General features: G+C 60.0%; 13 protein-coding genes. 8 read left to right on the top strand and 5 right to left on the bottom strand.

What is annotated here, in order from left to right:
- The first annotated feature begins 141 nt into the window (after positions 1-141).
- The 4 genes from OP10G_RS10570 (at position 142) to OP10G_RS10555 (ending at position 2,928) form a co-directional block, all read left to right on the top strand.
- The gene (locus OP10G_RS10570; protein WP_025225922.1) at positions 142-345 is read left to right on the top strand and encodes a hypothetical protein; all 204 of its coding nucleotides are present in this window, start codon (positions 142-144) and stop codon (positions 343-345) included.
- Positions 346-404: 59 nt separating this feature from the next.
- Entirely contained in the window at positions 405-596 is a 192-nt protein-coding gene (locus tag OP10G_RS10565) for a hypothetical protein (protein WP_144241096.1), read from the top strand.
- 216 nt (positions 597-812) lie between these two features.
- The gene (locus OP10G_RS10560) at positions 813-2,090 is read left to right on the top strand and encodes an MFS transporter (protein ID WP_025225924.1); all 1,278 of its coding nucleotides are present in this window, start codon (positions 813-815) and stop codon (positions 2,088-2,090) included.
- A gap of 385 nt (positions 2,091-2,475) precedes the next feature.
- Positions 2,476-2,928, top strand: coding sequence for a transposase (locus tag OP10G_RS10555; protein WP_025225925.1), 453 nt, complete (start codon positions 2,476-2,478; stop codon positions 2,926-2,928).
- 229 nt (positions 2,929-3,157) lie between these two features.
- Here the strand turns inward: OP10G_RS10555 and OP10G_RS10550 are convergent, their stop codons facing one another.
- On the bottom strand, positions 3,158-4,960 hold the full coding sequence (locus OP10G_RS10550) for a bifunctional homocysteine S-methyltransferase/methylenetetrahydrofolate reductase (protein ID WP_025225926.1): 1,803 nt from the start codon (positions 4,958-4,960) through the stop codon (positions 3,158-3,160).
- Between the two features lie 99 nt (positions 4,961-5,059).
- Complete coding sequence (locus tag OP10G_RS10545; RefSeq protein WP_025225927.1) at positions 5,060-5,923, bottom strand: cyanophycinase; 864 nt, start codon at positions 5,921-5,923, stop codon at positions 5,060-5,062.
- A gap of 201 nt (positions 5,924-6,124) precedes the next feature.
- Between OP10G_RS10545 and OP10G_RS10540 the strand changes: the two genes are divergently transcribed.
- The 4 genes from OP10G_RS10540 to OP10G_RS24410 all read left to right on the top strand — a co-directional run bounded on the left by OP10G_RS10540 (position 6,125) and on the right by OP10G_RS24410 (position 10,591).
- Positions 6,125-7,183, top strand: coding sequence for an AAA family ATPase (locus tag OP10G_RS10540; protein ID WP_025225928.1), 1,059 nt, complete (start codon positions 6,125-6,127; stop codon positions 7,181-7,183).
- Complete coding sequence (locus OP10G_RS10535; protein ID WP_025225929.1) at positions 7,176-8,966, top strand: vWA domain-containing protein; 1,791 nt, start codon at positions 7,176-7,178, stop codon at positions 8,964-8,966. The genes OP10G_RS10540 and OP10G_RS10535 overlap by 8 nt, the downstream gene beginning before the upstream one ends.
- 189 nt (positions 8,967-9,155) lie before the next feature.
- The gene (locus OP10G_RS10530) at positions 9,156-9,566 is read left to right on the top strand and encodes a hypothetical protein (protein ID WP_144241095.1); all 411 of its coding nucleotides are present in this window, start codon (positions 9,156-9,158) and stop codon (positions 9,564-9,566) included.
- Positions 9,567-9,643: 77 nt separating this feature from the next.
- A complete protein-coding gene (locus tag OP10G_RS24410) occupies positions 9,644-10,591 on the top strand; it encodes a lytic transglycosylase domain-containing protein (protein ID WP_052547684.1) in 948 nt (315 codons plus the stop codon).
- A 503-nt stretch (positions 10,592-11,094) separates the two neighbouring features.
- Here OP10G_RS24410 and OP10G_RS24405 read toward each other — a convergent pair.
- The 3 genes from OP10G_RS24405 to OP10G_RS10495 all read right to left on the bottom strand — a co-directional run bounded on the left by OP10G_RS24405 (position 11,095) and on the right by OP10G_RS10495 (position 14,981).
- Positions 11,095-11,805: a DUF1559 family PulG-like putative transporter gene (locus tag OP10G_RS24405; RefSeq protein WP_025225932.1), complete on the bottom strand. Its 711-nt coding sequence runs from the start codon at positions 11,803-11,805 to the stop codon at positions 11,095-11,097.
- 577 nt (positions 11,806-12,382) lie between these two features.
- Positions 12,383-13,336, bottom strand: a complete 954-nt coding sequence (locus OP10G_RS10505; RefSeq protein WP_038472970.1) for a metallophosphoesterase family protein — start codon at positions 13,334-13,336, stop codon at positions 12,383-12,385.
- 1,216 nt (positions 13,337-14,552) lie between these two features.
- A complete protein-coding gene (locus tag OP10G_RS10495) occupies positions 14,553-14,981 on the bottom strand; it encodes a helix-turn-helix domain-containing protein (protein WP_025225935.1) in 429 nt (142 codons plus the stop codon).
- Positions 14,982-15,647: the final 666 nt, after the last annotated feature.

The raw sequence follows: 15,647 nt of genomic DNA, 5'->3' as shown, positions 1-15,647 counted from the left end.
GGTGCGGGACCAAGGGCTGGCTACATTTTATGTAGCCAGCCCTTGATTTATTTATTTTGAGCCGGTGGACCTAAAAATAAAATTTAGTGGAACCTCAGAACATCTGAATACGGTACACGTTATCGCAGAGAGAGAAAAGCAATGCGAATCATGGACTACGAGACCAACCGAAGCCTGAACGATATCGGCGTTTTCCTAACCGCCGATGAGGCGGCGGAACTGGGCGCGTATCTGATGCGGCTCAGCAGCCGACCGAGCGTTCAGCGCGTCCACCTCAGCGAATTCGTCGGCCACCGGCTCGAGCGCGAGATCACCGTCGCCCTCGCCGAACCGATCGCCGCCTAGACGAACACGACCCAAAACGGAATAACCCGTTCGATACGAGAGAAGGAGACTGAAGAGAAATGAATACCTTAATGGAGCGACCGATGCCGAATAGCGCAGTGAACTGCGCGGCTATCACCCGCGCCGTGGCCAAGGCCCGGCTCGGAGATGAGGTTGCCCTCCGCTGGTTAATGGACCAGCGAACCGCCGGAAGCGTAGTCGCCGCCCGCGCCCTGGAAGATCTCCAGCGCGCCATGGCTAAGACGGCCTAGGCAAAGACAACCGACCCTCAACCCTAAACCCGCCCCTCCCCGGACCCCTCCCGGTGGCAGGGGCTTTTTTGTGTCATACTTTGTACTTCATGAAGCACGCGCTCCTTCTTTAGCGGCCGCCACCGCCGCTCGTTGAGACTCTGGTGGCCACGACTCGCCACCCGTCCCGACCTCTGAAGGAGTTTTTTAACCGTGCGTATTCCGTATCCCGATGTTTTGCGCGTTCGCGCCTTCCGCGATCTCTGGCTTGGCCAGGCGATCTCGCAGATGGGCGACGCGTTCTATTTCGTGGCCTTCATGTTCATGGTGAAGAAGGTCACCGGGTCCGACGCGATGGTCGGCGCGGTGGGCGCGCTCGAGACGTTGCCGTTTCTGCTGTTCGGCCCCTACGCCGGCGTGCTCGCCGACCGGATCGACCGGCGGAAGATCATGCTGGTCTCAGACGTCGTAAGCGGCGGCGCGCTGGTCCTCTTTAGCGCCTCCATCGCAGTGCTCGGTAAACCGGCGGTCCCGACTTTGTTGATGGTCCCGTTCTTCCTGTCGTCGTTCCGGGTTTTCTTCATGCCGGCCAAGAGCGCCGCAATTCCGTCGCTGGTACCGGCCGCCCAATTGACGAGCGCGAACGCCCTGAGCATGACCACGCAGAACCTGATGCAGCTCATCAGTCTCGGCCTCACCGCCGGGGTGCTGAGCCTCCTCTTCGCGCTCTCGCCCAGCTTGTTCTATCTCACGACGGTCGGTCTGAACTCCGTCTCGTTCTTCGTCTCCGCCTACTTCATCGGACGCCTACCGAGAGTGATGCCCAATCGAAAGGACGCGCATGAAACGCATGTTTGGCAGGACCTTAAGAACGGAGTCGGATACCTGCGCTCGCGGCACGACTTGGTAGTGTTGACCATCCTGCTCGCGGTCTTCCGGCTGTCGGTCGCCCCGTTCTTTGTGGTCTACTTGGCGGCGAACGATAAGTGGTTCGGCGGTAAGCCGCAGACGATCGCCTGGTTCGAGTTCGCGTTCGTCGCCGGTATGGTCGCGTCGGGAAGCTACGCCGGCCGGCTCAAACCCCGGTACCCGGCCCGCGGATTCTGCATCGGTTTGGCGCTCGTGGGAGTCACCGTCGGGTTGATGGGGTTCAGCCCCTACGTTTCACTGTTCATCCTGTGGAACGTAATCGCCGGGCTGGCCATCCCGATCGCCGACGTCCCGATCACGACCTACGTCCAGCTCTCCGTTCCCGACGCCTATCGGGGACGAGTCAATGCGGTACGCGAGATGATCTCAGTGGGCGTCATGCCGATCAGCATGGGTTTGGCGGGCCTGATCGTAGCCCGAACCGGAGTCGAAATCGCGTTCATGCTGATGGGCTCAGGCATGTCCCTCTCCTGCCTCCTCGGCCTCCTCGACCGCCGCTTCCGCAACATCGAAATGCCCGAGACCGCAACGCCCGAAAAGTTCGTGCCCACCCGCGAAGAAGCACCAATGGCCACCCTCATCTAGCCTCACGTAGCATCGGCTCCCAGCCGATGAACACTACAAGTTCTCGCAACCCGGCGATAACGGTCATCAACCAAATAAGTTGACAACAAAGGTTCACCCGTAGCCCAGGGATTTATCCCCGGTAGAACCTTGAACCGCGGCTAAAGCCACGGGCTACGGGCGAAACCAGATAAGGGAAACGTAAACCTAATTTGTCAGTGACCATTATCCCCGGGCTACGGGACCACCAAACATGGTGGATGTAAACCCAATTGGTCGATGCCAATGACTTGCAGCCCGGAACGGGCGACCTCCTAAAGCAAAGGGCGCAGCCCTGGTTACAGTTGCGCGCGAACCCGAGCCCTGAAAGGGCGGTCTAATCCCAGACGTCGATATAATCGGCGAAATGCCACAGAGTCTCGCCAACGTGCTCGTCCACGCCGTGTTCAGCACAAAGGACCGTCGGCCGGTTCTGACCAGCGACGTCCAAGAAGAGCTCTTTCCTTACCTTATCGCCGTGCTCCGAAACGATGGTTCGCCTTCCATCCAGGTGGGAGGATATCTCGACCACATCCACGTCCTATTTCAGCTTTCCCGAACGAAAACCCTCGCCTCGACGATCGGCAATGTCAAGACGAGCTCGTCGAGTTGGCTTAAGACGAAAAGGCCGTACCTCAGAGACTTCGCTTGGCAAAGCGGATACGCGGCGTTCTCTGTCGATCCGGTCCATTGCGGGGGTGTCGTGTCGTACATCCAGAACCAGGAGGCGCACCACCGAACGCTGTCCTTTCAAGAGGAGATGAGAAAGTTCTTCGCTGAGAGCGGCATCGAGTTCGACGAGAAGTACGTCTGGGATTAGATCGCCCCTTCAGCTCTTCATTGTCGGTGTTTCCGTTACCAGGGCTGCGCCCTTCGCTTTTGGAGGTCGCCCGTTCCGGGCTGCAGTTTATGGCAGGGGCGCATTCCGATTGTTCAAAAGCGGTCACCAACGGTGGCGCGGGCGGTTCCAGCCCGTGTCACCTTAACTAAACGGTATCAAGCCAAGGGCTAGGACATCGGCTGAGAGCCGATGCGATGGTTCGGTGGCGTCATAGGGCGGCCATGACTCGTTCGGCGATGGCGTGGCTGCCGAAGGGCGGCATCAGATAGATCCCTTTGGCGACCGATTTGATGTGGACCGCCAGCCGCTGCGCCTCTTCGAGGCCTATCTCGACCGCGTCCACGTCGTTCTCGGCGTCCGCCATTCGTTGCCGAAGCCACTCCGGGATTCGGATTCCGGGGACCTCGTTGTGCATGAACTCGGTATGCCGGCCCGAACGCAACGGAAGCAGTCCGACCAAACACGGAACCCCAAGCTCGTCGCACGCTTTGGCCGCGATATCGGCGCTCTCGTCGTCGAAGACCGGCTGCGTGTACACCACGCTCGCTCCCGCGTCGACTTTTCGCTTCAATCGGTCGAGCTCGAGCACCGGATCGAGGGAGCGCGGGTTGAACGCGCATGCGATCGTGAAGCCGCACTTGACGCCGACCGAGTAGCCGGCCAAGTCGATCCCCTCGTTAAAGCGATTGAGAATCCGGCAGAGGCCGATCGAATCGATGTCGAACACGCTCGTCGCGCTGGGGTAGTCGCCGATGTTGGCCGGGTCGCCGGTTACCGCGAGGATATTTCGCAGACCGAGCGCGTGCCAACCCAGCAAGTCGCTCTGTATCGCGAGCAGGTTCCGGTCCCGGCACGAGAAATGCATCGTGACCTCGATCCCCACCTGGCTTTGGATGATTTGCGAAACCGCCGCCGGGTTCATCCGAAGGCGCGCCCGCGCTCCGTCCGAGATGTTGATCACGTCCGCGCCCGAGATCTTTAGCGAGCGGGCGCCGGCGAGGAGCCGGTTCAAATTGAGTCCCCGCGGAACGTCCATCTCCACCGCGACGACGAACTTCCGGCCCAGCTTTTGCGCCAGCTCACTCGGCTCCGTCGTCGCCAGCGGGGCGCGTTCCTTCGTTACCGCCGCCACCGTCGTCCGCGGCTTCGGCTTGATCCGGCCCGACTCCAGCACCCGGCGCAACGCCCGAATGTGCGCGGGCGTGGTGCCGCAGCACCCCCCGACGATCTTGGCCCCCTCCTCCACCAGGCGCGAGGCCGCCTTGGCGAAGTACTCCGGCGAGGTGTCGTAAACGATCTGTCCCTTGACGAGCTGAGGCAGACCGGGCGTGGGGAAGGCGATGATCGGGAGCTCGGTCGACTCGGCGATCTGCCTCACCAAGTCGAGCATCCTCTGCGGTCCGACGATGCAATTGGCGCCCACCGCGGCGACGCCCAACTCCCCCATCGCCTTCGTGCACCGAACCGGCAGCCCTTCCGCGAGCATCTCGCCATCTTCGATGTACGCCTTGCTGACAATGATCGGCAGAGAGGAGACCTGCTGAACTGCCTCGACGGCCACCTTTAGCTCGCAGATATCGGTGTAGGTTTCAAGGATGAAGCCGTCGACTCCACCGTCCGCCAACGCCTGCGCCTGCTCGCGGACCGCTTCGCCGACCTCGGCCTCGGTGATGTGCCCGATCGGCTCCATCGGCTTGCCGCAAGGTCCAATCGCGCCCAGCACCAAGCGATCGCCCGCCGCCTCGCGGGCCAAACGGGCGCCGGCGAGGTTCAGCTCGCGGACATCGACGGTCAGGTCGACCAAACGGATCCGGTTTGCCTGGAACGTGTTCGTTTCAACGAAGTCCGCGCCGGCGTCGAAATACTCGAGATGCACTTCGCGGACAAGATCGGGCGCCTGAAGGTTGGCTAAATCGTACGGCTGCCGATGAAATCCACGTTCGGCCAGACAGGTGCCGTTGGCCCCGTCCCCGATCAGAAAGTCCCGCTTTAGGGCCTCGGTAAAACGCACAGTTAAGAAGTGTAGCTGTTGATCTCCGCCACAGCGACGATCCCGTTTTCTTCCTTAGGAAGAGTGCCCCCTGCACTTTAGTAAGTTAGGCCAAGCGCATCATCCCTGGCGGCGCGGAGCGACGATTCTCCGGCTGGCCAGATCGAACTTCTGCCCTTTACCGAGGAAGTAGATTTTCCCCTTGTGCGCGGCATCGTTCGGCGACTTTGCGTCGGGTTGCCACTGCCTCGCATCCGTAATCGCCACGTAGCTCGCCCCGATCACCTCGAATTGGTCTCCATGCACCACGATCGCCGTCCCCTCGTTGATGCCGATGCCGAGGTAGTTCGGATGCTTCTCGATGAAAGGGATCAGATCGAACTGCCGGTTCCGGGCCAGGATGTGCTGGTCGATCGCCGAACCTTTCAGGAACGCGAAGCCGACAGTGTGGTCCCCCTCTCCCTTCTCCGGCCCCGAAGTGTCGCCGCGCCAAAGGTATTCGCCCTGGATGGTGGCCCCCGCCGACGAGCCGCCCACCACGCCGCCGCGTTCCAGCAGGGCGTCGAACTCCTTCTGAGTCCGGGTGCCGAGGTAGGAGTCGGCGAGGTGCCACTGCCTTCCGCCATCGAACCAAACCGCCGTCGCCGTCTTAAGCGGCGCCACGAACTCTTCGGAGTCGGCGACCTTGCGGTCGGTGGTGTGGAGCACCGTGACGTGCGTCACTCCAAGTCGCTTCAATACATCCGGCGTTCTCGTCTCCGGCGTTTTCCCATCGTCCGGAACACTCATTCCCGCCGTGGGAATAACCACCACCTCCGCCTTATCGACGCCGCCCGCCAACTCGATAAATCTCGCCCAAATCTCGAGCCCCATCGCCCCGCCCCCAACGATCACCAAATTCCCCTTCGCTGGCCCAAGCGTCTGCGCGGACGCGGCCGCGGCAAGAGCGAGGAGGGCGAAGATCGAAAGTAGAAGGCGACTCATCGTGACTCGATGTTACTAGTATCCGTTTAGACTGCGGTGGCCTGTCACCGCTTTCCATCAGCGAGCCCGCGAGCGCTGTATCCTTCCAATGCTCCGCGACGGGCGAGACGCCCGTGGTCCGAGGTGCGGTCGGGACGACCGCGCTCCGGGCCGTCAAGGATCTCGGACGGATGGTCGAAGTACAATAGTGGACCTATCGTAATGAATGCAGCGGTTACCTTAACTCAGGGCCAGTTGCCCGAGTTCTTGCTGCACGTGGCGGTTTCTCGACCGGTGTTCGTGTGGGGACCGCCGGGGATTGGCAAATCTTCCCTCGTCCAGGCCTTCGCGGCCGAGGTCGGGCTGCCGTGCGTCTCCTTGCTCGGGAGTCAGCTCGCGCCCGAGGACCTGATCGGAGTTCCTCAGATCGAGAATGGGTGCAGCGTCTTCCGACCGCCGCGGCAGATTGCCCGGACGGAACCTTACTGCCTGTTCCTCGACGAACTGAACGCCTGCTCGCACGAGGTGATGAAGGCGTTCTACTCGCTGGTGCACGAGAGAAGGATCGCCGAGTACGTGATGCCCGCTGGCTCGGTCGTCATCGGCGCGGGAAACCGATCGCAAGACAGCGCCATCGTCAAGCCGATGCCATCGGCGCTGCTCAACCGCATGGTGCATGTCCACCTAAGGGTTTCGCACCGCGAATGGTTGGAGTGGGCGGGACTTAACCAGATTCACCCATGGGTGCTCGAATACATTCAGACGCGCCCCGACCACCTCTGGAGCCAGCCGCCCAAACACGAGGAGCCTTTCTCCACCCCACGCTCCTGGCACATGCTGAGCGATGCGCTTCGGGAATACGGAGAGGACGTCTCGGAAGATCAGGTCGAGGTTCTCGCCTTCGGCTGCCTCACCCCGCACCACGCCGGGCAGTTCAAGGCGTTCGTCAAGCAGAACAACTCCGGCTATCGCCTTACGGCGATCCTAAGAGGAGAGATGCGCTGGCCGGACAAGCCGGAAGACCGTGACGTTCTCTACTTCCTGGCCCAGAGCTTACGAGGCCGGCTCGTGAAAGAGCTTCCGCCAGAGAAGGGACGGCTTACCGCGACAACCCAGGACCTCGCGATCCGAGGAAAGGGGCTGATCACCGATCTGGCGGGCATCTCCATGGAACTGGCGCAGATGGTGGTCTCCGAGGGAGACGGCGGCGCGTTGCCGGGTTGGTTCGTGGTCGAGCTGATCCGCGATCTTCCGCGATTGGCGGCCAAGCGCGATGGCTAAGCAGAAGAGCGGTCCTCCCAAGATGGACCCGGCTGCCGCGGCCTACTTTGCGGGACTGGAAATTGCAAAGCGACTTCCGATTTGCAACGCGCTTCTTTCGCGAGTCGAAATCATCCGGGATAAGCGGAGCCAATGCCCGCGCGACGGATGGGCGATCGTATATCAGAGTGGGCGAATCGACGTTCATCCAAGTCGCCGCGGCGAGCCGAAAGAGTGGGCGTACGTTCTCGCGCACTGCGTCTTACATCTAGGCTTCGACCACTTCGCGATCGATCGCGAGGGCGACCGCACCTGGCAAGCCGCCTGCGACGTCGTGATCGAACGGTTCCTCAACGACCTCAAGGCGGGCGCCTCGCCGTTTCTTCCGATTGGATTGCCGGGAGGCTCGGAGGAAGCGATCTATCGGAACTTCAAGCAAAACGGAGTTCCGCCCGAGATCTTCGAGCGTGGGATGGGGGGTGAGGGACCGGACATGATCTTCGATGGACCTCCCCGGTCGAGTTGGTACTACGGCGCGACCCATTACCCGACAATTCTCGCTCGAGGGCTCGTGCAAGCGGTGGAAGACGCGGTGGAGATCGCCGCCGGATATAGGACCGCCACGAAGAAGACCGTAACCACCGCTCAGAGAGCCCAGAAGTGGTTCCTCTCCAGTTTCCCCCTCCTCGGTGCGATGGCCGCCGCCTTTACCCTCGTCGAAGACCCCAAGATCTGTCAGCGCCTTAATATCGCGGTGGCGGCCGTGGACGCCGCCGCCCGCGAGATTTTTATGAATCCCGCGGCGGCCATGGACGAGCTCGAGTGCCGGTTCGTAATCGCCCACGAGATCCTGCACGTTGGACTGCGGCATCAAGAGCGGTGTGCCGGGCGCGACCCGTTCCTATGGAATGTCGCCTGCGACTTCGTGATCAACGGATGGCTGCTGGAAATGGGGGTTGGAGCCATCCCCTCGTTCGGCGGGCTGCACGACCCCGAGTTGAAGGGGCTGAACGCGGAGGCGATCTACGACCGGATCGTGCGGGATATCCGGACCTACCGAAAGCTCGCGACCGTCCGGGGAGTCGGTCTTTGCGACATCCTCGGTCCGGCCGACGGCCTCCGAGGGGCAAGTGTCGATCTCGACGACTTCTATCGAAGGGCGTTGGCGCAAGGGCTGTCGCTACACCAACAAAAACCGCGCGGGTTGTTGCCGGCAGGGCTGGTTGAAGAGATCGAAGCGCTCTCCGTGCCGCCGATCCCCTGGGACGTCAGGCTCGCCCAATGGTTCGACGGCTACTTTGGCCCATTAGAAAGCCGCCGAACTTATAGTCGGGCAAGCCGGCGTCAGTCTGCCACGCCGGATATTCCGCGTCCCCGCGTCGTTGAAATTCCCGAATCGGCTCTAGAGCGAACGTTTGGCGTCGTGTTGGACACCTCGGGTTCGATGAGTGCGAGCATGCTTGCTCAGGCCTTGGGAACGGTCAGCAGCTATGCGATGTCGCGGCAAGTCCCGTTCGTAAGGCTCATCTTCTGCGACGCCGCAACCTACGACGAGGGATATCTTCCGCCCGAGGCGATCGCCGGACGGGTGCGCGTGCGGGGACGGGGCGGGACGGTTCTCCAGCCCGGAATCGACCTCCTGGAAAGAGCCGCGGATTTTCCCAAAGACGGCCCGATCCTTATCATTACCGACGCGGAATGCGACCGCTTCCGCTCCCGCCGGGACCACGCGATCGTCGTCCCGATCGGAGCTCGCCTCCCCTTCGTCCCTCATTGCCCGGTTTTCGAAATGGAGAAGCCGTGATGATTCGCCGACAATTCTCTCGTGTCTTCGTGGTCTAAGACCGTCACTGGAGGACTCTTCCGTGATCGGTTAATCCCTCTCCCCCGGTTCGCCCTCGTGCCTCGGGACTCACCGACCCCTCCCGCGGCGGGAAGGGGTTGGGCTTTTTCGGCAATCCGTTTAATTAAGCGAATCGCTATGGAGGTGACGGTGCCCCTACTGATAGCTGGGGTTTCGGTCTCGGGGTGCGGAGGCACGGCGCTTCGGCCGCCGGAGCCGGTGTTGCGGATGGAGATATGTTCGGCGGAGTTCGAGGAGATGCCCCGCTCCAAAACCTCGACCGAGTTCTTGAATCTCTGCTACCGCATGAAGAGCGACGCCAGTCAGCTCGACGCCCAAAAGTTCGAGCAGGCTTTACCCGGGTCGGGAGCCGCAGTCACCGAACTTCAACAAGGGCTGGCCGAGCTCATCGAGGGGATGCCCAAGAACGATAAAGCGAAAATTTCGGACGGCCAGACCAAGCTCGACGCGTTCCACGACTGGTTCATCGCCAACCGGGACGCGGTCTTAGCGCTGCAGCCGGACAAGCTTGGCGTGGGTACGGGTTGGCAGTTGTCGTAGCGGAAGAGCGCGCAACCTTGGGTACGATAGCTGTTGGCCGGGAGCGCGGAAGCGCTCGAGGGCCGTAGGAAGCAACCATGCAGAAGCGGTCCGCAGTCGCCGGCGTTATCACCCTCATTCACCTCGGCGTCGTCGCTTCGGCATTGTCCCAAGCCATACCCACGAGCCGCCAGGCCGATCTGCGGGCCCGCGCGGAGGCCGCAACCCGGCCTTTTGCCGACGCCATCAAAGAGCATGCCGACGAGTTCGCCGTCGACCCCGCGTTGATCGTTTCTGTGATCGCGGTCGAGAGCATGGGCGACCCGAACGCGGTCTCTCGATCCGGCGCCATGGGCTTGATGCAGTTGATGCCCGCGACCTGCTCCGACTACGGCGTGATGCAGCCGTTCGATCCGGATCAGAACATCCGGGGCGGCGCTTCCCTACTCTCGCGCCACTCCATCCGATATAACGGCGACCTGCGCAAGGTGCTCGCCGCCTACAACGCCGGTCCTCGCCACGTGGCGGACGGCTCCTGGCAAAGAATCCCGGAAACCCGCAGATATGTACCGGCAGTTCTGGCGTACTACTCCGCTCTGAAGGCGTTCGGCGACACTCTCCCTGCCTACATGAAGCCCGGCCAAGCGACCTCCGATCCGCTTCCGCCGGCCGCTCCCGTGGAGTACACCCCTCCGGTCCGCTACCTGGACACGATGTTCTATGTGGTTCACGAAGCCCAGTTGAAAGTGGACCCAGCGGGGGTTGCGGAGAATGGAACCCTGGGTAACGCCGCTGATGCTCTGATGACCGACTACCTCGCGGGCAAGTTCGCCGCAAAAGAGATTCAGTCGAAGGCCTCGCGCCGCCTCGCCGCCGGTCAGTTCCAAATGAAAACGCTAAAAGCGGTCTGCCTCACGACGACCGATCCCGACGGCTTCAACGCCGCCTGGGCCAAGCAGGATCCCGCCCCCGGCAACATGGTCGGCCTCGCTCACGGCCTCAAGAACGGAACCCACGTCTGGATCGTACTCCTCGCGAGCGTGTAGGGTCTGATAAGCGCCTTATGCTTTGATGCCCATTCGGGAGTAAGACTAGAGTCGTGAGAACGGTGATCGAACTTCCCAACGAGTTGCTAAGGCGCGCGAAGGCCGCTGCGGCACTCAAAGGAGTCGAGCTCAATGATCTCCTCGCGAATCTCATTGAGAAGGGGCTCCGAGATCAAAATGAAACCTATGGTCGTAGCGAGCCCATACCGGTGGCCGTTCCATTCTCCGGACGCCAGATGCCGGCGATGACAAACGCGGAAATCTTTGAATGCCTCGACCGAGAGGCAGATGGGCCGCGGAGTTGATTTGCTTTGACGTGAATGTCTGGGTCTCCTGAATAGATTGACCGGCGGTACGCATCAGGTCGCTTTCGATGCGATATGGATGAGGAGGAGGTTAGCCTCCAGACGACGCGTTGTTCCAACGCTGGAGGCATCCAACCTAGAGATTAACGGGACACAACAGGGCCCAGCCTTTTCGATCGATCGACTACGTACGGAGGATCAGGGGCGGAGCGGGTCGTAGAAATCCACCGCCGGGGGCTGTCCGGCATCTTGCCGCCAAGTTTGCTCGAACCGCATCCACCGGGCATGTCCGTCGGAAAGCGGATAATTGGCCCCGTTGTGGTGTCGCTTGATCGCGAGCGCCTTGGGAAGTCGCGACTCGGCATCCCACTGTTCGTCCTGCTTATCGGAGTCGACGAGCCGGGGAGGATTCCCCCAGTACATCGGCATGAAGTGGTCCTCATCCACACTGTCGGCGAGCTCCGCCCCCAGTACCGTCTCCGCCGGATGCGTGAACGACGACAGAGCTGGGCCGAAATAAGGCTCGTGGTTGTAGGTGACGTACGCGTTGATCCCGTAGCTTGTCAGGCGAGGATCCTCGCTCCGATTCCAGAGAGGAGACGCGTCGGTCGGACAGCGGTACAGGAGGCGCGCTTTGATGTAGGGCTGTACCGTGTCGAGCCAGGTCTGACCGGTGAGCTCTCCGGTACCGTCGCCGCCGCCGTGCTCGGTTGCGGCCGGAAGCCGGTCTTCCTCGTCGTTGGCGTAAAGAGTGAGCCCAAGGGCGAGCTGCTTAGAGTTGCTGAGGCACGCGGTGGACTTGGCCGCTTCCTTTGCCTGCGCGAACACGGGGAAAAGGATGGCGGCGAGGATCGCGATGATGGCAATGACGACGAGAAGCTCGATGAGCGTGAAGGCGAGTTTGCGCAAGTGAAATCCCTCCTAAGGACCGGCGGTTGGCGCGCGAGGGCGCGACGAAAAGCGAGCAGAACGCTGGCTATGCCGCAAGCGGAGGTCGTACGGGGGGCGGAAGGGCCACGGCGACAAGCCTGGCAATCAACGTGCGCGGGGCGGAGTTCTCAGGAAGAGGGTCCGGGATGACGAGAGTGAACGGCGACGCCGCAACCATTGGCGGGGGCGGCGAACTATCGAGTGTGGTGGCCGGCCCCGAGCGTTTTTCTGCGCATCGGCACTGGAGGAATCCCTTTTCCCCCGGCTTTGGCGGCCTCACTTCCTTGCCGATCACGTGTCCGCAAGGGGACAAGATCGGCACGGAAAGCAATTGGACGGAAGCAGTCGGACACTGAACCCCGGCCGGGGTCCTCACCAAGAACTGGGCCGCCGAGCACCACGCCAGCAACGCCACCAGCAAGAACATCGCCGACCGGCGTCTCCTTGCTCTGGCGATGCGGAGAAGTCTCCTGATCTGACCCATGCCAAAAGGTTACTCGCATTTAAGCCGCGCAATGAACCCGACGTCTATCGGCGGCGTAAGTCCGCCTGAGCTCTATTGCGGGATTTCTTTGAAGGTGACGGTGACGCCCTTCTTATCGTCGACCGTCACGAGCAGATATCCGTAGGTGCTGTCCTTGTGCTCCTTTCGCTTGAGCTCATAGGCGCCGTGGTCGCCGAAGTAACCTTTATCGGTATAGAACGGCGCTCCCGCGGTACCGGCGACGATCTGATTGAGCGTGTAGTTAGACGGCCACCGGGGGGTCCTGATTTCCATCCAATCGTACGCGTGGTCATGCCCGGCGAAGAAGTATCGGACGCTGTAACGCTGCAGAAGATCGAGAAATTTATCGCGATCCTCCTTGAACTTCGACATATTCTCGTCGTCGCCGTGAGCGGTACAGGTGAACGCCATTTCGTGAGCGAAGACGAAGATGTTCTTCGCGCGCGCTTTCCTCGCCTTCTCGAGCGTTTGCTTAAGCTCATCGAGGTTGACCCGATGCTCGTGGATGAACTGATCGACGGCGATGACCACGGTCTTCGACTTATCCCGGGTGGCAAAGCTGTAGCTGTACCCCTCTTCGCCTTTGAAGTAGCTAACGTTTCCAGCGTCGATGATCGGCTTGATCTTGCTCATCCAGATCTTCCCATCTTTGTCGCCGTACGTCTCATGGTTTCCGCGAACCGGGTAGATCGCCACCCCGTAGAGCGGCGCGACCGCTTTCTTCCAACGGTCGAGTTGCTCATCTACGGGCGCCTTAACCAGACCGTAGACACCGTGGACAAGGTCGCCGGTAAAAAGCATGAAGCGGGGATGCTCCGCCTTGATTGCGGTGACCATCTTGTTGAGGATGGGAAGATTGATCCCCGAAAAGTCAGGCGTTTTATCGTTCGTTCGCCCATCTCCCGCCACAACGAAGGTCCACGTATCGGCTCCCGCCGTGGCGGCAAGGGCGACGAAGGCGGCAGAGGAAGCAAGTCGGAATCGGTTCACAAGAACATGATGCATCAGTTGAACGTATAGTCGGCCGTCCACTCGCACCATCCACGTCGTCTAATTCAGATCGAGTCCACACTCCATCTCCGCGGCCCGTTGGCCCAGCCTGCGACGAATTCGAGGCCCAATATGGTTTAGACGAGGAGGGCAAGAGGTTTCGTTCTCGGGCGGCCTGCCCGTGCCACGCTAACCACGCTGATTATGAAATTTCTTGCCTTCCTCGCGTGCCTGCGACAACGTGGAAGATGGGAAACGCCCCACCTAGCGAAAACTCAAATTCGCTGCGCGTGAGGTTGGCGGCCCTTATCGGGCTGCGGGGAATGCGCTTGGCGATAATCGAACCCGACTACGAACGAATGCCGGAGCAGGTCGACGACTGGATCGCAGAGTTGCAACAGGTGGAAACCAAAAAGCCTCTCCAGAAGTGTTGGAGTAGCCCGTACCCTTACTGTGTAATAATCCACTAGGTAGTAGCGTTACGTGATTTACAACTCGGACAGAATATTTCTTCAAAACTCGATTATAACGGCAATAATATAAGCAGGAGGGAATTAATATGATTGAAATAAGTCAAATCCTAACGTTGATTGCGTTGATTTTAGTAGCGTTCGCTAATATTCAACTCGCGATCTCAGCGCGGAAAAAGCAAGGCCGGCGTTAAGCTCGTCCAACTCGTCAACCGGTGAAGGGGAAAATATCTTTCCCTTCACCTTGTCAATAATTAAAGCGGCAGCGGCTTCTTAGACGGGGCTCGATTGACAGTACAGACGTAAAAATCCCCGATGCAAAGTGCAAAGGTGTATTAAGAATAAAGCTATCCAATGCTCTAACACTGGCTCAGCTACAGAGGACAAATCATGTTCGTAACACCACAGTTCGTCACTCATCTTCCAGCGGTTTTTGAAGCCTTCACCCTGCTGTGGATTGTAGTCTTCATCTGTGACCGGAATTCGTTACCTCTGGGTCGCAAATCGGGACGCGAGATTTGACCATTGCGGCGCTCTGAATTTCGACTCTGAAATCAGGACAGTTTTATGTTGTTACCACATGCTTAAAAAGATTTCTTATTTTGAAGAGCCAAGGCTCGCTAGAATATCCTGTCCGTTTTTGACCTTCTAGAAGATGAACACAGGGTGCAATTCGGATGCCCTCGGTAAACTTACCGGAGATTTTTCGCGGTCTTTTCAGAGTGCCTTTCCCTAATGCAGATGGCCCTAACCCACACTAATTACTCGAAGGCGCTCAAATCCAGTTTAAATTCAGAGCGTTTCTGCTTCGGCGGATGAGCTTCGATATAAGCCTCAAGCTTTCGAAACAAACCATCGAGGTGAAAGCGGTTGGTTTGGGATACACGCGGTTCGCGCTTTAGATACCCCTTCTTCTCCAGACTGCGGGCGTGGTTTCGAACCGCCGTCGACGTCATCCCCATTCGCTTGGCCAGCGTTTCAAATCCCGGATAGGGAGCCTTGGCGTCCCACTTATGTTGCATGAGATGCACGATCAGCATAGCTTCCATGGAGGTTATTTGCGGCACGAGATCGGTATAGTGGGCGAGAAAATCATCCGCGATCGGCGTCCAGCCGTTCTTGACGAGTTTGGTTGTCCACCGTGAAGCGGGATCACGTTTTTTCGATGGAGGTCCTATGGGTAGTTTCATCGCTTGTCGTCCTTTTCAGCGGAGGCCGGGGGACTCGAACCCCTGCACTTGGAACGCGCTCGATGGTGTCTCACGCCACGGCGTAACCCTTTACGCTTCAGCCTCCGGGAGAATCCTGACTCACTCGCGTACGGGCGGCCTGCTTCTCCACGTAATGGCTATGAGGAGCATAGCGACGGTTATTGCGATCTCCTTAGGATGTCGTCTCTTTCGGTGAGCGTCTCCTTATAGCCCTCCGGTAAGGAGGATTATACCCATCTCTAAGAAAATTTAGAGGGGGGTGTAACTCTACTTGCGGGATCGCAGTTCAAGCGCCAGACGTGTTACCATGGAACGTCTCACGCCACGGCGTGTCTCAAGCACGTCAAAGAGGGGGCGCAAGCCCCCTCGGCCTTGCCTAGCTGCTATTTTTCCGGCACGACGCAAAAGCCACGGCTGGGCCGCTTGTAGGAAGCGGCAACTTTCGCGCCCCAGCGGGCGGCAAACAACGCCATCGTCTGGCGCTGCTTTCAGGAACTCGTTCCGTCCAGTAGATCGGCGAGTTGCTCCCCGGCGACAAATTGCGACGGTTGTTTGGGTTGGGTGTCGGAGTGATTTTCTTCGCTGCCGGCTGGTGGTTCCAGCCGGCAGCGTTCTTCCACGAAAGCAAGCGCCTGGCGCTGCCCG

This window comes from Fimbriimonas ginsengisoli Gsoil 348 (genome assembly GCF_000724625.1).
GTDB lineage: Bacteria > Armatimonadota > Fimbriimonadia > Fimbriimonadales > Fimbriimonadaceae > Fimbriimonas > Fimbriimonas ginsengisoli.
This window is presented reverse-complemented; position numbering and strand designations above follow the sequence as displayed.